Annotated in this window: 13 protein-coding genes; 6 read left to right on the top strand and 7 right to left on the bottom strand. The window is 68.6% G+C overall.

The features are described 5' to 3' along the window. Positions 1-813 precede the first annotated feature (813 nt). Positions 814-1,797: a hypothetical protein gene (locus OG289_RS00005; protein ID WP_327311926.1), complete on the top strand. Its 984-nt coding sequence runs from the start codon at positions 814-816 to the stop codon at positions 1,795-1,797. After that, complete coding sequence (locus OG289_RS00010; RefSeq protein ID WP_442818849.1) at positions 1,794-4,943, top strand: Helicase associated domain protein; 3,150 nt, start codon at positions 1,794-1,796, stop codon at positions 4,941-4,943. Before OG289_RS00005 ends, OG289_RS00010 begins: the two co-directional genes overlap by 4 nt. Positions 4,944-4,983: 40 nt before the next feature. On the opposite strand, the gene OG289_RS00015 is transcribed toward OG289_RS00010, so the two are convergent. Both OG289_RS00015 and OG289_RS00020 read right to left on the bottom strand, forming a co-directional pair. Next, a complete protein-coding gene (locus OG289_RS00015; protein ID WP_327311927.1) occupies positions 4,984-6,129 on the bottom strand; it encodes a hypothetical protein in 1,146 nt (381 codons plus the stop codon). Positions 6,130-6,167: 38 nt separating this feature from the next. After that, entirely contained in the window at positions 6,168-6,389 is a 222-nt protein-coding gene (locus OG289_RS00020; protein WP_006139020.1) for a hypothetical protein, read from the bottom strand. A 96-nt stretch (positions 6,390-6,485) separates the two neighbouring features. Between OG289_RS00020 and OG289_RS00025 the strand changes: the two genes are divergently transcribed. The 3 genes from OG289_RS00025 to OG289_RS00035 all read left to right on the top strand — a co-directional run bounded on the left by OG289_RS00025 (position 6,486) and on the right by OG289_RS00035 (position 12,843). Then, positions 6,486-7,646: a hypothetical protein gene (locus OG289_RS00025; protein ID WP_327311928.1), complete on the top strand. Its 1,161-nt coding sequence runs from the start codon at positions 6,486-6,488 to the stop codon at positions 7,644-7,646. Positions 7,647-7,845: 199 nt separating this feature from the next. Then, complete coding sequence (locus OG289_RS00030) at positions 7,846-9,048, top strand: hypothetical protein (protein WP_327311929.1); 1,203 nt, start codon at positions 7,846-7,848, stop codon at positions 9,046-9,048. Between the two features lie 207 nt (positions 9,049-9,255). Beyond that, a complete protein-coding gene (locus OG289_RS00035) occupies positions 9,256-12,843 on the top strand; it encodes a hypothetical protein (protein WP_327311930.1) in 3,588 nt (1,195 codons plus the stop codon). Positions 12,844-13,042: 199 nt separating this feature from the next. Here the strand turns inward: OG289_RS00035 and tpg (OG289_RS00040) are convergent, their stop codons facing one another. Both tpg (OG289_RS00040) and tap read right to left on the bottom strand, forming a co-directional pair. Continuing rightward, a complete protein-coding gene (gene tpg / locus OG289_RS00040; RefSeq protein WP_327311931.1) occupies positions 13,043-13,600 on the bottom strand; it encodes a telomere-protecting terminal protein Tpg in 558 nt (185 codons plus the stop codon). 10 nt (positions 13,601-13,610) lie between these two features. Next, complete coding sequence (gene tap, locus OG289_RS00045) at positions 13,611-15,830, bottom strand: telomere-associated protein Tap (protein ID WP_327311932.1); 2,220 nt, start codon at positions 15,828-15,830, stop codon at positions 13,611-13,613. Between the two features lie 271 nt (positions 15,831-16,101). Between tap and tpg (OG289_RS00050) the strand changes: the two genes are divergently transcribed. Further along, entirely contained in the window at positions 16,102-16,656 is a 555-nt protein-coding gene (tpg, locus tag OG289_RS00050) for a telomere-protecting terminal protein Tpg (RefSeq protein WP_327311933.1), read from the top strand. Positions 16,657-16,675: 19 nt separating this feature from the next. Here tpg (OG289_RS00050) and OG289_RS00055 read toward each other — a convergent pair whose 3' ends face one another. From OG289_RS00055 to OG289_RS00065, 3 genes are read right to left on the bottom strand one after another with little or no spacing between them, the layout of a single operon-like run. Further along, positions 16,676-17,779 carry a hypothetical protein gene (locus OG289_RS00055; RefSeq protein ID WP_327311934.1) on the bottom strand — a complete coding sequence of 368 codons (1,104 nt, stop codon included), beginning with the start codon at positions 17,777-17,779 and terminating at the stop codon, positions 16,676-16,678. Positions 17,780-17,792: 13 nt separating this feature from the next. Continuing rightward, complete coding sequence (locus OG289_RS00060; protein ID WP_327311935.1) at positions 17,793-18,536, bottom strand: ATP-binding protein; 744 nt, start codon at positions 18,534-18,536, stop codon at positions 17,793-17,795. Continuing rightward, positions 18,533-20,221 (bottom strand): transposase family protein, encoded by a 1,689-nt coding sequence (locus OG289_RS00065; RefSeq protein ID WP_327311936.1) that lies wholly within the window; start codon positions 20,219-20,221, stop codon positions 18,533-18,535. Before OG289_RS00065 ends, OG289_RS00060 begins: the two co-directional genes overlap by 4 nt. Positions 20,222-20,287 lie beyond the last annotated feature (66 nt).

Below are 20,287 nucleotides of genomic sequence, written 5' to 3' on the forward strand. Positions count from 1 at the left end.
ACCACATCGCTGCGCGATGTGCAAGCGAACAACCGCGCTGCGCGCGGTTGTTACGCACCCGCTCCGCGGGTGCGAACCCTGTTGCTACGCAACAGGGTTGACGGCGATCGCTGCGCTCCCGCTGCCCACGCGGTGCGTGGGCGGATCCCTTCGCTGCGCTCCAGGATCCGGTGGGGCCGGCCGCTGCGCGACCGGCGCAGCGCGGCGGTACGCCGGTCGCCAACTGAGGGGCTGTCAGGTGCTGCTAGTCGGGTTTCTGTGCGGGAGTTGGGGAGTCCTGCGGACTCCTGGGCGGGTCCGCTGCGCTCCCCCGCCTGACGGTCCTTCCGGCTGCGCCTCCAGAACCTTGGGGCCCGCTGGCGCGGGCCGGGCTTGCTACGAGGTGGTGGGGGTCGCTCGTTCGTGTGGGTTCCAGTGTAGCGGCTGCATCAGGTTGATGCAGCATGTATCGTTGGCGGAAACATGGGACACCCCACAACCACTTGGGGCAGGTCTTGAAAGGGGACGAATTTGTTTAGCGTCGAAATACGCCTCAAGGTACGGGAGGAAATCCAGCGTGAGGTTACCGGATTGACGGCGGAACAAATCCACGAACTGTTGGTGGCTGCGGGTGGCCTGGAAAGCCGCGAGGGTCACCCGAGGCCACTCAGTACGGAGGAGCGGCTGGCGGCGGTTCGGCGGAACGAGTTGCGGCGCATCTGGACCTTGATGGGTGGCACGGCGTGGGACGCCTACTCTCCCGAGAGGGATGCTCAGGCGGACCGCTGGCACCAGGCGCTGCGGGACCGTCAGGAAGGTGCGAGCGGTGGGGCAGTGGAGTCTGACTCCGGGCTGATCCGCTATCGGATCGTGGCGCAGCGGACTGACCCGGCGCATCCCGGGGCCTCGGTGGTGACGAACTACACCTATGCGCGGTCCGTTGAGGAGGCCGTGGCGAAGGTGCGCCGGGCGAAGGAGAAGCCGGGTGGCCTGTACGGGGACCAGGGCCTGTACCGCGTGGTGGAGGCCGTCGAGGAGAGCCCGCAGAGCGAGGCGCGTCAACTGCAGGGCGCTCGCGGGCGGTTCCTCACTGCGGTCATGGACGCCGCTGTTGCCGCCCTGGACGATCAGCCAGCATCTGCCCGCCCGGAGTTGATCGAGGCCCTGTCCGAGTTCTTCTTCGACACCGTCCTCACCCGCGCGATCGTCTCCCCCGACAGCGGAGAGGACAACGCTCAGCTGCACGCCCGGGACGGGGAGGTCCTGTCTCGCTTGCTACTGGCTCACCTCGCCGACCACGGCCTGGACCTGGTGGAGGCAAGCGCCGGCACCGGCGAACTGCACGCCCTGCCCGATCGGCACACGGGTGTCGGTCGGCCTTCCCTTCGTGACGAGGAGAGCGACGCGCCGGCGGAGCTCATCGAGCGCGTCCTCGCCGTGTGCGAGCAACACTATGCCGCCGTGACCGGCACCACCTCCGAGCAGTGGGACCAGGAGTCGTCCCAGGAGCTCGTGGACATCGCCCTGCGGACCGTGCACCTGGCGGAGCCGGAGACCTACCCGCAGACGCTGGACGCGTACCTGCACGAGCACCGGGCGCGGCTGGAGCGGCTGTGGCGCCGCTACGGGCCGGGCGGCATGTTCGCGGGCGAGCTCGTGCTGATCGACCTGCCCGGGTCCTTCGCGCTGTGCGAGAGGATCGAGACGACCCCGCTCTGGCTCGAAGGGATCTGGACGAAGCACGGCCAGGAGGAAACCGCACTGGAAAGGCTTCAGAACAGCTGGCTGTACGACACGGGAGAGGAGGACGGGCGATGAGCAGGATTCCGCTCAAGAAACACCAGATCGACCAGAAGTCGAGTTTCCGTAAGTGGGTCGGATTCCCTGCAAGATCATCTGTGCCCCCACAGGGTGCCCGTGGCACGATCGTGTCAGCGACCGGATCCGGCAAAACGATCATGGCCGCCGCGAGCGCGCTGGAGTGCTTCCCCGAGGGCCGGATCCTCGTGACCGTGCCGACCCTGGACCTGCTCGTGCAGACCGCCCAGGCCTGGCGGGCGGTGGGCCACCGCTCCCCCATGGTCGCGGTGTGCTCGCTGGAGAACGACCCGGTGCTGAACGAACTGGGAGTGCGCACCACCACCAACCCGATCCAGCTCGCCCTGTGGGCAGGGCACGGGCCCGTCATCGTGTTCGCCACGTACGCCTCTCTCGTGGACCGCGAGGACATCGACGCACCCGAGGGCCAGCGCAAGGTGCGCGGGCCGCTGGAGGCCGCTCTGGCGGGCGGAGAGCGCCTGTACGGACAGCAGATGGACGGTTTTTCGCTCGCCATCATCGACGAAGCCCACGGAACCACTGGCGATCTTGGGAGGCCGTGGGCGGCGATCCACGACAACGCCCGGATCCCGGCGGACTTCCGGCTGTACCTGACCGCCACCCCGCGCATCCTCGCCTCGCCCCAGCCGCAGAAGGGCGCCGACGGCCAGGAGGCGGAGATCGCGAGCATGGCCGACGACCCGGACGGCACGTTCGGCGCCTGGCTGCCTGGGGCTGAACTCGGGCTCTCGGAGGCGATCGAGCGGGAAATCCTCGCCCCGTTCGAGATCGACGTCCTGGAGATCCGCGACCCCTCCCCGGTCCTCGGGGAATCGGAGGAGGCGCAGCGAGGCCGGCGCCTGGCCCTGCTGCAGACCGCCCTGCTGGAGCACGCGGCGGCGTACAACCTGCGCACCGTCATGACCTTCCACCAGAAGGTGGAGGAAGCCGCGGCGTTCGCGGAGAAGCTGCCGGAAACCGCTGCCCAGCTGTACGTCACCGAGACCGATGGCGAGACCATGGTCAAGGCGGAGAAGGAGCTCCCGGCGTCGTCGATCGACGCGGAGTTCTACGGCCTGGAGGCCGGCCGCCACGTACCCCCGGACCGGGTGTGGGCGGCGTGGCTGTGCGGCGACCACCTCGTCAGCGAACGCCGGGAGGTGCTGCGACAGTTCGCCAACGGCATCGACGCCAACAACCGGCGCGTACACCGCGCGTTCCTCGCCTCCGTGCGGGTCCTCGGGGAAGGCGTGGACATCACCGGCGAGCGCGGAGCGGAGGCGATCTGCTTCGCCGACACCCGCGGCTCCCAGGTGGAGATCGTCCAGAACATCGGCCGCGCGCTCCGGCTCAACCGCGACGGCAGCACGAAGATCGCCCGCATCATCGTGCCGATCTTCCTGGAGCCCGGCGAGGACCCTACCGACATGGTCGCCTCCGCCAGTTTTCGCCCTCTTGTAGCGGTTTTGCAGGGCCTACGCAGTCATGATGAACGACTCGTTGAGCAGCTCGCTTCCCGTGCCTTGAGCAGCGGGAAGCGCAAGGTGCACGTCCAGCGCGATGAGGACGGCCAGATCATCGGGGCCGGCGGCGAAGGTGACGGTGAGAACCAGGAGCAGGACGGCACCGACGCCGCTGCCGAGTCGGCCCTGCTCCACTTCTCCAGCCCGCGCGACGCGTCGACCATCGCGGCCTTCCTGCGCACCCGGGTCTACCGGCCGGAGTCCCTGGTGTGGCTCGAGGGCTACCAGGCCCTCATCCGCTGGCGGGCCGAGAACGAGATCACCGGCCTCTACGCCGTTCCCTACGACACAGAGACCCAGGTCGGGGTGACGAAAGATTTTCCGCTTGGGCGATGGGTCCACCAGCAGCGGAAGGCCCTGCGGGCCGGGGAGATGGAGCCGCGGCGCAAGGAGCTGCTGGACGCCCCGGAGGCCGGAATGGTGTGGGAACCGGGCGAGGAGGCGTGGGAGTCCAAACTCGCCGCGCTGCGCTCCTACCGGCAGGCCACGGGCCACCTTGCTCCCCGCCAGGACCAGGTGTGGGGCGAGGGCGAGGCGATGGTGCCGGTCGGCCAGCACATGGCCAACCTCCGCCGCAAGGGCGGCCTCGGTAAGGACGCGGAGCGGGCGGCGAAGCGGGCGGAGCAGCTGGCGGCCATCGACCCGGACTGGAACTGCCCGTGGCCGCTGGACTGGCAACGCCACTACCGCGTCCTCGCGGACCTGGTCGACGCCGACGGCAGCCTGCCCGAGATCCAGCCGGGCGTGCTGATGGACGGCGATGACATCGGGCGGTGGCTCCAGCGGCAGTCCCAGCCGGCTACTTGGGCGCAGCTGTCGACCGAGCAACAGGAGCGGCTGTCCACGCTGGGCGTGAAGCCCGTCCAGGCGCCGTCTCCGGCCCCTGCTGCTCCGCGCGCGACGAAGGGCCCGGGCAAGGCGCAGCAGGCGTTCCAGCGGGGCCTGGCGGCCCTCGCGCAGTGGGTCGAGCGGGAAGGAGCCCACCGGCCTGTACCGCGCGGCCACAGTGAACAGATCGCGGTCGACGGCGAGACCGAGCCGGTGATCGTCAAGCTAGGCGTATGGACATCGAACACCCGGGCGAGGTGGGACAAGCTCACCCCCGAACAGCAGGCCGCCGTCGCCTCCCTGGGCGTGCCCTGGGCGAAGGCAGCGGTGCCGGCCCCGTCCAGCCCGGCATCGGTGGACGACGGTCCCCTCCAGCCCGCGCCATCGGACGCACAGGCGCAGAAGGAGCACGACCAGGGCGACACCGTGACGGACGGCGAGGCTCAGGCGGCGGGGGGCAGGGCGCGGATGTCGCGCATGAACGAGCTGATGCGCAAGCACACCAAGGCCGAACTGCTGCGCATGGCCTACGCAGGCGGCCTGGTGAACCACAACTCCCCCGAGAAGTGGCGCAAGGACGAAATCGCCTCCGCTGTCGTGGACATCGAGTTCCGCGCTGCCGACCAGACTGCCCCGGCCCGACCCACCGCACTCAGCCCGCGGCCCGTTCCCGCGAAGCCGCTGCTGGAGCGAGACCACCATGACAAGTGCGAGAAGGAGTCGTACGAAGGCGGCACCTGCACCTGCGACCTCATCGAGCAGTACGGACCGCCCTCCGAACGGGACGACTACTGAGACAGTCACCCGATCGGGGAGGCACGTTCGGCGCCACGGCTCAGGCGAGGCGCCGCAACGCGATCAGCCGGTTGGTCAGCTCTACCGTGGCGAGGTACCACCAGAAGATCCAGTCGAGGAATGCTTCGTCGTACTCGCCGCGCTGGTCGGCCCGGCGGTGGCGCAGGTCGAAGCGGTTGGCGATCTCGAACAGCGCGCCTTCGTCCTTCCCGAGGTGCTGCTTGATCAGGGCACGGCGTTCCTCAAGGATGCGGGCGAGGTTGAAGATGGCCGATCGCTTGCTCTCGGCTGACGTGTCACGCCCTCGGAAGAGGGCGATGGCGTGGCGGACACCGGCGGTGGTGTCGGGTGGGCTGTCGTTGAGGGCGCGGTGCACCAGCTGGCTTCGGGCGTCGTCGGTGACGGCGACCAGGCGCCCGAGGTCCTCACCCTCGGCGGCCAGTTCGTAATCGATGCCGGCCTCGCGCAACAGCTGGTTGACTTTCCACCGGTACAGGACGCGTGCCGGGCCGTTGTGAAACTCCGAGTGGTGCCATCCGCAGCCGCTGTAGGAGTGGAAGCGCCGCGTACGGGGGCGGCTCACCAGGTCGTGGAACACCTCGATCAGCCCATAGAAGGTGTCTTCGCCCCACGCCTCCGGCGCCAGCGGCCACAGATCAGGGATGCCAAGTCGCCTGTCGATCACGTCGGAGGGGTCAGGCAGCTCGCTGTGATCGTCGATGCATTCCTCGCCGAAGACTTCGACCAGGTAGCCGTTGTCGGCGAACTCGCCGATGAGCCGCGCGAAGTCCCGTCGGGTGTCCCGCGCGGTACTGCCATCGTGAGCGAGTCCGTTGCCGCGGCGCTGCGGCCAGTACGGCCGGGGCGCGGCCGCATGCCTGAGCTCGGGCGCCCGGCGGATGAGTTCGGTGAACCAGTCGTGCTGGTCCATCACGGCCCGTTTGGTGCCCCAGCCGGTGGCGGTGGTCGCCCAGGGATCGGATGTCGGCGCGGTGTGGTTGGGCAGATCCTCGAAGTCGGCGACTGCAGTTGTGCCGGTCAGGGCCTCCGTCATGAGCCAAATAGCCCGGTCCTGCCAGGAGCCTGTGGACCGGAGCACGCGCTCGCCCTCGGATATGAACAGCGATGCGGGCCAGAGGAGTTCGTAATTGCTCAGGTCCAGACTCACTACAACATCATCACCCATAGGAGATGTGTCCCGACCCTGGGCGATGAATTCCCGTCTCAGTCCCGGATGAGCTCCTGGAACTGCGGACATCCCACCGCATGCCACTCCCTGACGAGGACTTCCCCGGCAACGACCACGACCTCCGCGTACCACGGCAGACAGTCGTGGCACGCACGGATCTCGTACGAGTTGCCGTCTTCGTCGAACGCCTTGAGATCGACGGAGCCGACCGGCGCCCGGTAGGTGACGTCCTGCTGCGGATCGGAGCCTTCTGCCATGGCGGCCAGTATCTACCAGCGCTCAGATGGCCTTCGGGGCAAGGAACGTGACCCGTCCGCCACGATCGTCAGCGGACCCGCACAGGACTGCCCGTCTTGCCGCCACACCTGCAGGAACGCTGTGGGAAGCGGCGAGGGGCGTTGTCAGTGGGTGGCCATAGCCTGGCGAGACGGGAACCGCAGAGAGGCACGCCCATGAACGCCAGTTACTACCGGAGCCAGCTGGACAGAAAGAACAAGGCTCGCGCTGACGCGGAGAAGAAGGTCGGCGAGTTCCGCAAGAAGGAAGCCGACAAGCGCGCGAAGGCCACGAAGGAGAAAGCCGCAGCCGCCAAGGCGAGCAGCCAGGGCACCGTCAACAGCAAGCAGCGTGCTGCCCAGCGGTACGAGAACGAGGCCAACAAAGCTGGCCAGGACGCCAGCACGTGGAGCGCCAAGGTCGGCAAGCTCTCCAAGGAGGCAGCTGACCTGTCGGCCAAGCTGGCGAAGGCGGAACAGGTTGAGCGGGCCGCCGCAGAGAAGGCTCGCCAGCGTGAACAGCAGAAGACGGAGCGTCATGCCGCAGCTGAGCAGCAGAAGATCGAGAGCCGCCTGTCGGCGACGGAGGGCGAGGTGCGCACAGTGCTGAAAGAACTGCGGGCCCCGAAGCCGGAGAAACTGCGAGTGCTGCTACTGGCAGCCGCCTCCGCCGGTGACCTGCGAGTCGGCCAGGAACAACAGAGGATTCGTGCGGCCGTGCAGAGCGCCACCCATCGCAACCTTGTCGAACTGGATGTCCACCCTGCTGCGACGGCGGACGTCTTCCTGGACGCGCTGACCCGGTTCCGTCCCCACGTCGTGCACTTCTCCGGCCACAGCACACAGGACCTGATCGCTTTCGAGAAGGGCGAGAACGGCTTCCACGAAGGTGCCATCGTCAGCGCCAGCGCCTTCGCCCGGGCCATCGCCGCCGTGGACGACAAGCCGCTGCTGGTCCTGCTGAACTCCTGCCACTCCGCAGCCCAGACCGGGAAGCTGGTCGGCACCGTGCCGTTCGCCATCGGAATGTCCGACACGATCGGCGATGTCGACGCCATCACCTATGCCGCCCGGTTCTACGCCGCCGTCGCCGACGGCCAGTCCGTCCAAGCCGCCCACCTGCTCAGCCGTGTGGCCATCGAAATGAACGGCCTGCTCGACCGCGACCTCCCGACCCTGGCCTGTGCAGCGGACGTCGACCCGAGCACTACAAAGCTGGTGACGCCGCCTCCGGAGTAGGACGTGGGCATCTCGTGCATGAGCATCCGATCCCCTGCCGTGGATACGCCTGCGAGTCCGGACCCGATCGGCCCTGTGACTGGGCGCCATAGTTGGCGAGCCTGAGCACCACAGTTGGGACCCTGAGCGGGCTGCAGGGGGAAGCCGACCAGTCCCCGGACTATGGTGCCTCTTCGTTGAACGAACGAAGGGAGATGCTGTGGACTCCGAGCAGTCGGGTCGACGGGCGAACTTCACGGATAAGACCAAGGGCACACTGGCGCTGAGGGCAGCTTACCGGTGCTCCAACCCAGGCTGTGGAGTGCTAACCATTGGCCCAGGATCGGGCAGCGCGGACTTTGAGCTCACAGGCACGGCCGCCCATATCTATGCTGCAGCGCCCAACGGCCCCCGGGGCACCGGCGGCCTGACCGACACCCAACGCAGCGCTCCTCCCAACGGAATCTGGCTATGTGCCCGTTGCGCGCGTCTTGTCGATACCAACGCTGGCGGGGCCTATCCTGCGTCACTACTACGAGGGTGGAAAGACCTCCATGAGACACGAATCCGCATGGAGCACGGCGGCATATCCCGCCCTTTCGGATGGATCCACTCCATCGACATTCTCAAGGATATCTGGCTAGCGGAGCCGACGACCGTACGGTTCTCGCGATGCAATCTTTTCCTCGGCGGAACGGGTATCGGCAAGACTCACTTCATTTCACTCCTGTCCGGTTTGTCCTCACCTTCAATTATCATGGATCGCCGGGACCGATCGGATTCGACAGTGCACGCGGCGATCAACTGGTACGACCCCCAACCACGCCGAGCCGAGTTCAGAGCCGAAGGCGAGCAACTGCTCTTCTCGGCTGACGGAACCGCTGTGCCGTTTCTCTCCCAGCCGTATCGAATAGTCACTCTCCCGTCGGTTTGGGCATATGCGCCTCGAGATGTGCGCGAGCTAGGAAGGCTGCTCGGGCTGGATCATTGGGCCGTTCGAAATCTGATCACGGAGTTGCCAGAGATCGTTCGCGGAGCAGTCAAGCAGATACGGATTGTGGAAGATCAGATTCAGGCCGAGTACACCCTGGGTGACAAGGTCATTTCAGATCGAGGTCACGATAGATCGCTGGATAGGAGCGTGGTACTTGAGGTCCTCGTAGCCCTCGCGGAGACCTATGCTCGTACACAGCCAACACTCCTGCTGGTCGATGAGCTCTACGGCGGCGGCAATGCCGATTTCGAACAAAACGTTACGGAGCTTCTCAGCTCGTCAATCCGAGGGTTTCAGACCGTAGCCACTTCTGTATTCTCACCGCTCGTCGCCCCAGAATGGACGGTGACTCGCTTTGTATACGCATCAGATGAGGCCCGCGGCCGTAAGCATTGGGCACGGCTGGTCCAAGACGATGTTGAGGGGTAAGGCAGCCGGACCACGCTGGCCACTTGAGCATGGTGGGGCACAGGACCGATCATGCCTCCGCACGCAAACTGAGCGCTGTAGTTGGCCCGACCCGCCAAGTACGACGCTCATTCCCTCGGGCGTGGCTGCTGGGCGACGTAGTAGCACCCCTACCGTGTTCCCACCGAGCGTCGTGTCGGCTGGCTGCCGATTCGATACGTTGCCGAGATGGACGAACGCTCTGACCACTGCCTCCGTTTGAGCAAGGCGCCCGAGCTGGCTGACGGGTCCCCCCTCTCTGTCGCGTTGACCGACCTGGGCGAACCAGGAGTTCGTGCCTTGGGTCTGTTGCGGTCGGCAGACCGGCTGCTGACAGAGGAGCAGGAGTGGGAGCGGCGGAGTGAGATCGTGATCTCCTGCTGTCGCGGCGCGGTGGAGGGTCTGCTGAAGCTCGCCGGCAAGGAGTCAGAGTTCATCGGCACAGGGAGTACGGGGCGGGAGCTCTCCGCCAGGCTCAAGGTGCTGCTGAACGCCCGGAGATCCTCCGGGGCGCTGGAGAAACTGGAGGCCGAGCTCGACGCGCTCGGCAGTCTCCCGGCCGAACTCACTTCGAAGGACGCCCTGTTCACCAAGCTGAAGGCTGTGGTGGCGGCGCGGGGCCAGCACAAGGCCCCGGTAGCGAACCCGTCAGCCGTGTTCGAAGCGCGGGCTGCTCTGGCGGCTGAGGTCGATGCCTTGGATGCCCTTCCGGACCGGTTGTCCGAAGGCGACGCGGTCTTCGTCAGACTCCGTGAACTGTTCGAAGCCCGCAAGGCCCATGAGGCCTTCCTGCGGGACGCTCTGGCCGCCGAGTTCGAGGCGGTCGAAGAAGCATTCGCCGCGTTCACGTACGAGCAGGCCAACGGCTGGGAGTTCCGGGCGCGGAAGGTCAGCAAGCTGGTCCATCAGCAGACTCGCCGGGAACCGGGCGCTGTCGAACTCCAGGCCATCAAGGCATGGTCGGACTTCTACCAGGACGCCAACGTGACGGTGCATGGCGAATCCGCCGACACCGAGCTTGCCGCCTCGACTTTGCACAAGATCATCGCCGCCGTCGAGCAACTGTTCGTAGACCTTCCAGCCCGGGCGCCGCGGCTACGCGAACTCGTCAACCTCTCCCAGCCCACTCAGGAAGAGGCCGACGAAGTCTCAAGGATCACCGACCCCAGAGCCAACAGCTACTTCTTCGAGAAGGCCACCAGCTCGGCATGGCTCGACCTGCTCCCGGAGAACAGGCTGTTGCCGGAGAGCGACAGGTGGACCGCTGCCTCGTATTTCGAACGCCTCGCGGCTAAGGATCCCGAACGCGTGCTGGCATGGCTCGATGCCAGACTCAACGCGATCACGAAGCTGGGGCCTGCCGCTACAGCGCAGACAGTGCGCCTGGCCCGAGTGCTCGGCGCCGCCGCGAGCGCGTTCGTCCTGCGGCTCGTGAAGACCAGCGAGACCGATGGCTTGCTGCTCGACATCCACTACTGGGCTGTTGACGTTCCTGCGCGGGAGCGGAACGGACAGTGGGTCAGCGTGGTGACCCGCGTGCTGAAGAGCGCCGCAGCCACCAGCTGGCTGGATCCCTGGGAGGCGCAGCAAGCACTGGAGCATCTCAAGGCGGCCGGGGCCCGGCCTGAGGACGGCGGGCCAGAGATCTCGGTGGCGAATCTGGTGCGACAGGGCCTGGCGGAGGTGATGGCGGCTGGCTTGAATTCTCCCGACGGTGTCGGCGAGTTCGAGGTTGAGAACGACCTGCGGTCGGTTGGCGCCACGCATCCGGGCGACTCGCTGGTGCGGTTGATCGCGCGGGCGTGCTTGGACTTCGCACGGTACGAGGCGGGATACGGACTCGCTCTCGGTGTCCGTACAAGGCAGTGGTCCAGTGGGCTTCCCGCAGGACCGGTGCTCGACCGGCTGGTCGCGGTGCACCTCTTGGAGGTCCCACCGGGGAACGAGTCGGACGTCTGGTGGGAGGCGGCGCTCGGAGTCATCTCACGGATTGGAGCCATGCGGAGGACGACGGCGGACCTCGCGGACTTCCTGCGCGCCGTGAACAGCGCCTGCTCCGAGGCGCGATCGCCTCAAATGGAGGCCGCGCTGGCGAATGGTCTTGGCGCCCCGCCGGACGCGGCCGGTCTCGAAGCCGGCCTCCAGGCACTCAAAGATCGCAAGCCGCTGCCCACGGTCCGGACCTGGTTCATGGTGTGGTCGCTCTCGCCCATCCTGCCAGCGTCCGTCCTCGCTCTCTGGCAGCCCGTCCTCGATCTCTTCGCCGAGCGGTTCGGCACTCCGCCGGAGCGGCCCGCACCACGATGGGAAGTCGTCTCGGTGGAGCGGGTACCCGAGGACGGATTCGCCGAGCTGTCCGCCGCGGCTGGCTCCGACGGAGCCGTCGCCGCCGCCCGCATGCTCGCTGCGGCGGCAGAGCCGGGCGACACCAGTCGTGAGCGGGACGATGAGGAAGTCCTGCTGTCCACCCTGGTCAGCGAGGCACCTGAGACCTGGATGGCCGACCCGGAACAGGTGTCGGCCGAGCTTGTGGACCTCCACCTGCAGGCCGCCTACTTCGCCGCCCTGGAGAACCAGATCACCGCCGGCCGGACGTCCGCCGACGCTGAGACCATCCGCCGCATGGTTCTCGCTATGTGGGACCTCATCCCTGTCGCGGATTCCCCTGCAGGGGACGCCGAAGCGGCCCAACGCCTTGAGCGCAGCTTCTGCCGTCTTCTCCATACCGCTTGGTCCCGCGACGTCGATCTCGGCGAGACCGCGGCCGAGGTCGCCGTCTGGCTCGACGGTATCGTCGCGGCATGGACCGCTCCCACTCAATCGACGGCAGACCCTGCCGACGTGATGTCGAACTCGGTCGGGGGCCTCGCGCTACTTGCCCTGATCCGTTGGGGTAGCCATCGTTCCCGTGTTGAAGGCGCGCCCCCCGTGGAGATGACCGCACGCCTCGACGCCATCCTCGACGCCGCCCCAGACGACCGAGCGCTGGCCGCTATCGGGTGGGCCCTCACACCGCTTCACCGACATGCCCGCCGTTGGTTCGCCGACCATCGCGCCGAGCTTCTCAGCCTCGACGATACGTGGCGGCCCGCTCGCACCTGGCTCAAGCACCTGCCGGTCAACGTGGATGTGTTCGGCCAGATCGACCCGGACCGGCTGCAAGCTCTCCTGTGCTCCCCCGACATCGACCAGGAAGCATTTCGGTGCGCGCACGCCTTCCTCATCGCCCCGGACGTCCTCGGACCGATCGAAGGCTTCGTATCGGCCTTGGCTCAGCGAGCCGCCGGCCCAGCTGCGGTTTCGCGCCTACTCTCTCGGACAGCGAGGATTTTACCCAAGGACGGTAGCGGGGAAGACCTGAACGACAACGCCTTCCGCTTCTGGCGGGCCGTGCTCGCCCTGGAAGTACCGGAGGGCCACGCTCACCTGCACGGTGCAGGCGCCTTCTCCTTCGCCGTGGGCCTGGACGACCAAACATGGCTGGACCTGACCCGGCGCACGGTGGAACAGACTCCACTCGTGGAAGCGCCGGACCACGTAGCCCGGCGGGCCGCCCGGCATCCACAGTCGACGGACGCGCGGGCCATCCTGACAGGCCTCCTCCCGCTTTACGACGGCGCTGCGCCCTCAGACCTTGCCCCGTATCGCGGAGGCGAGATCGTAAGGAACGCGTTCTCCGCGTGGCAGGCCAGTGCTCCTGGCAGCGAGGGACGGAAGGCACTGGGCGAGGCTCTCGCCCGCCATGGCGGCATCGTCGACGCCGCCATCGACGAGTAGACCGACGATGGATCAACTGCCCCGAACGGTTGGACGTTGTCGTGCACCTTGATCCCGAAAGGAGTTACCCAACGCCTACACCGACCGGCTCGCTACCTCCCTCGATCACCAGCGCTCAACTCCGCCAAGTACAACACTCACTCGCCAAGTAAAGCGCTCAGTCACAGGTCCGGGCTCGCAGGCTGTTCGGGCGCGGTTGCTACAGGTCGAACTCGAGGTGCTCGATGTCCGTGAAGCGGACCTCCTCCAGCTGGCCGGCGCGGCGGCCGTTGTCCTGGAAGTACATCTCCTTGAGTGCTTCGGCGGCGATCCGCTGGAGCTGCCGGTCGGTGGCGCCGGCCTCCTGGGCGTCGAAGAGGCGGGCGGCGTAGCGGGGCGGCAGCGCGACGGTCAGGTGTCGAAGGCGGTCCTCGTCCGTCGTGCCGATTGGTGCGGTGTAGCCGATGCGGGCGCGGGTGTCAATGACGATGCCGCCGGTGGTCGCCGCCTTTTGCCGCGCCTGGGCGCGGATCTGCGGCTGCCACCGCTTCTTCACCTCCCGCTCCAGGCGGGCTGCGAGGTCCGGGCGGGGCTTCTTGATCTGGTTCTTCACGTACCGCTCGACCGTGCGCTGCGAGATCCGCAGCATCTGGGCGACCGCCTTGGTGCTCTTGAGCTGCTTGACCAGGTACCGCATCTGCGCGGGCGCGCTCTTGGGCGCTGGGCGGGTGAACGCCTTGTGCACTGCGGCGTCCAGGCCGTTGCCGAACAGGCTCATCGCGCTCTACCTACTCCCCGGTGTCCTGGTCGGTGACGGTGCCGTCCTTGATGTACCGCGCGAGGTTGAGGTCCGGGGCGTCGAACCGCTCGCGAACGCCCTCGCCCCACAGCACGCTCTGCGTGCCCTCCCACTTGACGAGGCCGGGGTTCACGCCGAGCTTGAAGCCGCCGGGCAGGGGCTTGCCGTCCCGGTAGGGCAGGAAGTCCAGCGGCGACGGCCCGTCGGAGGCGTAGACGGCGCAGTCCGAGAGGACCGCGACCGGGTACTGCCCGGTGAACGCCGCGTGCTTGACGATCTTGCGGTGCATGTTGATCCGCGTGCGGGAGATGACGGCGGCGCGGATGTCCGGACGCCACGTCGGCCGGGCAAGGGCCCGCCACGGCTGCCCGGGCTTCCAACCCTCCCCGCGCGGACGCTCACGCAGCTTGCCGATGCCCCCCTTCACCGTCGCCTTGACCGCGGACACCACGATCGCCAGTTGGGGGTCACGCTGCCGGTAGCCGTCCATCGCCGCGAGGAAGTCGGCCGGCGACAGGCCCGCGTGCACGCCGAGGTCGGCCATCGTGGCGAGGTACGCGTCGCGCAGCCGGTTGTACCAGCCGTCCAGGTAACGCCCGTTGTCGTAGCGCACCCACGCCTCGACCGGGCGCACCTCGTAGCCCAGTTCGACCGCGTACGCGACGGTGGGCGTGGCGTACCAGGCCGGCCCTTCCGGGCGCTCGCCCTTCGGCGTGAACGGACTGGGCAGCAGCCCGGCGTCCAGCTGCGCCCATTTGTCCTTGGCCACCTTCACGCGGGACAGGTCGACGTGGCTCAGGTCGACCAGCCAGGAACCGGGCAGTTTCGGATCGAAGACGGGGTTCTTGACGTGCGTCGGCGCCCCAAGGCCGACCGTGAGGCCGTTCGCGCCAGCGGCGAAGGCCATGTTCACGTCGATGCCCACCAGGTGAGGGCGAAGGCATTCGGCGTCGGTGAGCGGGCGCGCCCAGTCGTACGCCTCCTCCACCAAGACTTCAGCCGGGGTGCGGTGGTGGAAGCGCGGCAGGTCTGCGACCAGCGGGTGCCCGTCGGGGGCCTCGCACGGTGCGCAGTCCACCGGATCCTTGCCCAGAGAGCCGGGGTTGTGCTCGGAGTGCCGCTTGCCCGTTGCGTCCGGTTCGGAGGCACGGGTCGGCGGGTGCAGGGCAGTCATCAGCTCCAGGCCGGTCACGGCGGTCGATCCGCGCGGCGTCATCACGCGGGCCGCATACGTGCCCAGCAGCCGGGCCAGGTCCGCCGGCGGCAACTGCCCTGTGTCGGCCCAGTGCCGGGTGTCGAGCGCGTCCCACGACGGGATGCACAACTGCACGCAGGAGCGTTCCGAGCCCTGCGCGGGGCGGTAGATCCTCGCCCACGGCCCAAACCCGCGCTTGGTCAGCTGCCAGTCGGCGCGCGTCAGCTGCTTGATGACCTTGTGGCCCTCCGGGATCCGGCCGGCCAGGCGCTCCTCCTTGGTGAGCGTGACGGGCAGGCCGTAGCGCTCCAGCGCGGCGTCGGTCAGCACGAGCAGCGGGTCGGCGTCCTTGCCTGGCCCGGACAGCTTCGGCTGACCGAGCCGCCCCTCGCTCAGCATCCACTCCACCAGGGCCGCAATCGACTTCGCCGGTACGTCAAGTACCAGGCCGCCGACGCAGTACGCCAGCACCTGACCGTCTTCGACGTCGACGACCGCGAGCGGCCCGTTCTCGAACCGCGCATCGGCACCACCGGCTGGGGTGCCAGCCGGGGCGGCCTTCCGCGCGGGCGACCGACGCGACGTCAGCCTGGTCGTGGCCCCCGGATGCGGCACAGTGGCAGGGCGCAGCGCGGTGTTCTCAGAAGCTGGCTCCTGGATCGGTGCTGTGGGTTCGGTGCGGGCTTTGGCCGGTTCAGCTCCCGTTGGCGCAGGAGCGGCTGGGGGGGCAGGCGTCTCGGGGGCCGCCGTGTCCTCAGAGGGCACCGGGGCGTTGGCGGGGTAGAGCTGGGCGAGCTGCTTGAGCATGCGGGCATAGGCGTCGCGCTCCGGCGGCCGAGGCTCGGTCTTACCGGCCTCCCAGCCGCCGACCGTCGCGCGCCGCACCTGTAGTGCGGCGGCCACCTCGTCCAGCGTCAGGCCGTGCGCCTGGCGCAGCCGCCTGCGCTCCGCCGGGGGCGGCAGCGGGGAACGGGACGCGATGAGCGCGTCGACCGCGTCGAACAGCTCGGACATGCAGCACCTCCAGTCCCGCAACTCTAGCGTGAAGCGTACGTTTCGCGTACCAAACACGTACGGATGGCGTAAATGGCGGTGGGGGTTCACGGTTGCTTCGGGAAGGGTGTTCTCGGGCTTGGGTTACTGCTGGCTCTCTAGCCGAGGGCCTGCGGTGGTGTCTTGGCTATGCCTGAACTGACCGGGGAGAGCGGCTTGGTGTGAGAGATCTGGGAGAGCAGACCGCCGCCGTGCACCAGCCATCGCGGTGGCAGAACGCTCGGGGGCGGGCATGGGTGAGATCGTCAAAGGGCTCGAGCGGGCGTTGCTGACCCGTCCCGTGCCTACGCGGGATGCCGCTGTGCGTTTCCTGCTCAGGGCGGAGAAGGGCTCCACGATGAACGTGGCTGTCCTCCTGGGGATCTCCCAGCGCACGGTCCAGAGGTGGGTCACCACCCGGCCGGGAATGCGCCGCCGTCCCAGTGCCGTGCATGCGGGGTTGATCGATGAGGCTGTCAGAGCACGGTGGCAGCCCCTGGTGCGCGCCCGCCGGCGGGCCCGGGCCGAGGCCGACGGGTTCGTCTTCCACACCAGGGCGCGGTTCGGATTCGCCGCTCCGGCAGGCTCGTCGGACGATCCACGAGTACGGCTGATCACCCAGTACTTATCAGGAGAAGTGGCCCGCGAGCTGTTCGCCGCCCGGGATGCCGGCGGGGGCGAGCAGCAGCAGCTGGTGATCCTCGCCCGGGCTTTGGGGCATGCCTATTTCCGGGACGGAGGCCGACGTGCTCACGGTCTCGGGATCGCCTTCACCGACGTGGAGTTCGCCGATTTCTCCATCGACTGACGTGCGCCTGGGGCCGGGTTCAGGACGAGGGCGGGATCTGGTGCCGCGTCAGCATCGCGTCATAGCACTGTGCTTCCTTGCGTTCGCGCCAATCCCACTGGATACCGCCGGTGCGCGGGCCGGCGGACGGCTGGGGCGGGCGGAGCCTGGCCGCCTCCGCTACGCGCAGCAGGTGGGCGCGGTCGTGAGGGCCGGCCAGCAGATGCTGGTCCTGGCCAGGAGCGAGCCGAGCGAAGCAGACGGCGGCCTTCAGGAAGACGCGCGCCCACGACGGCACACCGTAGGTAGCGCAGCCGTCGGTGTAGCGGGTGCGGTCGTGCAGGGCCAGGGTGGCTGCGGTGTCGTCGTAGTCGCCTGGGCGGGCGGTGGCGAGCTGTTGGAAGGAGGCGCCGGTGAAGAGCGCGGCGGCGAGGGCGGCGGCCAAGCGGGGGTGGGCGGTCACGGTGGCCAGGCGTCGGGCGATTTCCCGGGCTGTCTGCTCGGTGAACGGTGCGGGTGGCGGGCGGTGCCGGAAGGTGATCACTGGCGGCGTGCACGGGGCGGTACATGGAGCGGGGCTGTCGTAGGAGACGAGGCGGTCCAGCACGGGCAGGGTGAGCCACCGGTCTGCCGGCCGGGCGGGTTCGTCAACAGGCTGGGGTACGGGTGCGGTCGTGCCGTAGTAGTGGCGGCGGGCGGCCTGGAAGTCGGTGGTGACGGCGTAGTCGGCCGTCTGCAGGGCCTGGTGCAGGGCGGCGGGCAGGTGGGGGCGGTGGCAGATCAAGGTCAGGTGGATGCCGGTGAGGGCGCGCAGTTGCAGGAGGCGCATTGTGCGGCGGGCGGTGAGGCGGTGGGTGCGCAGGACGGTCAGCCGGGTGACGGGCAGGGCAGTGATCCAGGCGGTGGCGGCTTCCCAGGCGGGCTGACGGCCGGCGGGGAAACGCCCCGGGAGCAGGGGCGGTTTGCCTAGGGCGGCGAGAAGGTCGTGGGCGAGGCCGGTCTCGCTGGTGGTGCCCGGGCCGGGGTGCAGGGTGATCCGCCCGGAGGGCGGATGGTGGGCGGCCAGGGCAGTGTGCGTGTGGACCGCGTCGTCGCCTGGGTCGATGACCACGGCTACGGGCGGCGGGGGCACGGCGGGCGGCATGGCGACGTGGTGGTCAGGCGAGGCGGCTGAAGGCCCAGCGCAGCAGCTCCTGATCCACACGGGAGCGGCCGGTGCGGGCCAGGGCGGTGCGGGTGTGGGCGGTCAGCTGGGCCCAGGCGCGGAAGTTGCCGTGTGCGGCGTGCTGGTCGGCGAAGGCTATGTCGTCGGGATCGGCGTCGGCCCACACCGGGTGGAACAGGGGAATGGCCTCCAGGACCTCGCCGGGGGTGAGGCGGGTGAAGTGCTGCCAGATGAAGATGCGGGAGGACAGCATCGGTTCGCGGCGCAGCACGGTGTGGCAGCCCTCCCCGCCGACGAAGATGATCGCGAGCTGGGTGGCAGGTTCGTCCCACAGGTAGCGGAAATATTCGAACGCCTCCCCGTTGAGCCACTGCGCCTCATCGACCAGGAAGGTACGGGGGCGTTCGGCCAGGGCCATCTTTAGCAGACGGTCGAATTCACTGGGGTGGCGCGGTGGTTCACCGGCCAGGTCGAGCGCGGTGAACAGTTCGTAGCGCACCGCGCGGGCGGTGGGCCGGGCCCGGAAGGTGATCTTGCGGACGTCCTCGCCGGGTTCGAGTTCGCGCAAGCAGGTGTTGACGGCAAGGGTCTTGCCGAAGCCGGCGCCGCCGTGGATGCACATCATGGCGCGGGCGGCGACGGTGTCGGTGATGTTCTCCCGGGCAGTGAGCAGGGCGCGGGTTGTGACCACGGAGGCGTCGGGCAGGTCGACGTACTGGTAGGTGGCCGCGGTCACGAGGCGTCTCCGTCTTTGTCGGTGGTGGGACGTGCGGCCCGCCCATCGGGGCCGTCCGGAGCGGGAACGGAATCACGGCCGGACGGGAGCGGGGTGGGCCGGTCTGGCGTGGTCAGCGCGGCCAGGGAAGCAGGGGTACGCCACCCGGTCGGCGGCGCGGCGGGCGGGATGAGGTCCGGCAGCGACAGCTGCGACAGGTCGGTGTCAGCGGCCTGGGCGAGTTCGGCCTCGGCCTGCGCGGTGGTCAACGCACCGAGCCGCTGAGGGGCCTCGGGCTGGTTCACGGCGGCGTAGCGCTCGCGCTGGGAAACCTCCAGGTCCTTCTTGAGGCGGCGGGTGCGGGCGGCCCGTGCTCGCCGTACGGCGCTGACCTGTTCCTCGGTGGCCCGGTCGGCCAGATCTGCGGGACCGAGGTAGCGGCCGGTGACCGCGTGGTAGACCTCGATCCGGTGGTCGTGGTGGGGCATGTAGCGGACCCTGACCTGGATACCGGCCTGACCGGTCATCCACGGGCCCACATAGTCGCGTCTCCTGAAGCGGATGCCGCGGGTGGTCAGCGTGCGAGTGCCGGCGTCCTCCAGGGTGAACGTCCACAGATCCGTCGCCGGCACGTCCCTCAGCGGGGTCGGATCCTCCTGCCACGCCTCAAGCGGCGTCTTGCCCCGCAAGGGCGCGGGGCGATGCTCGGTGTTCCACCAGAGCGTCCAATCCAGCAGCCTGGCGGTGAAGTCCTCGAAACCGAGCAGCACTTCGTCCTTCGGGCGGGAAGCCCGCTTGCCGGGACGCGGCTGGCGGGCGTAGCCGGGCAGCGCGGCCAGGAACATGCTCTCCACCGCCCGGTTGAGACCCTCCACGGTGCCCTTGAGGTGGGGGGTGTAGGCGGGCAGGTCCTCCACCGTCACGTCCAGGAGATCGAACGCGGCGGTCACCGTCCTGGACAGGAAGTCCTTGCCGCGGTCCACCCGTACTTTCTCCGGCAGGCCGCCGAACGGGCCGTAGGGATCCTCACGCAGGACCGCGGAGCGCAGCGCGGAAAGCACCGACTCCCGCGACGGATCCCCCGGCGTGACCGCGACACCCGTGATCGCGTTCGTCGCGCAGTCGGTGAACCACGTGATCCACGGCCTGCGGGCGGTGCCGTCGACGTCGACCAGCACCGCCGCTTGGACGTGGTCGGTCTCCCACACCTGGTTGCGCCAGCCCCGCGGCCGGGCCAGGAACACATCATGCTTGCGCGCCGCCCGCTCCCCTCCCGCGAGCCCGGCCCGCTCCCCCGGCGTCAGATCACGGCGGATCGCGCGATGCAGCGTCGTCAGCGACGGTGCGTCTGCAGGCGGAGACTTCCGAGCGGCACGGAGGACCAGTTCGCGATGGACGGCCCGCACGTTCCCCTTCCACAGTGCCAACAGCCCACGGACTTCAGGCGTGATCGTGAACGTCGCACCGGCCCGGGGCGGGGCACCAGGGCTGGCGGCCGCGGCCTCATCACCCTCAGCCGCGGCCAGCCACCGCCACACCGTGCGCTCCGCCACCCCCAACGCGTCTGCAGCCACCCGCACATGACCCGCTGTCAGCTTCTTCCCCGCCCGCAGAGCGAGCAGCCGCCGTACCGCCGGACCGCGCAGTGCCCTCCTCGATGCCGCGGGCAGCCCGCCGCCTGCACGGACGGCGTCACCGTCCTCCATGTCAGCTCCCCTCCCGCGGTGGGACATCGTGTGCGTGCCGGGTGCCGAGCGCCTGCAATCGCCCTC

The organism is Streptomyces sp. NBC_01235 (assembly GCF_035989285.1).
Lineage (GTDB): Bacteria > Actinomycetota > Actinomycetes > Streptomycetales > Streptomycetaceae > Streptomyces.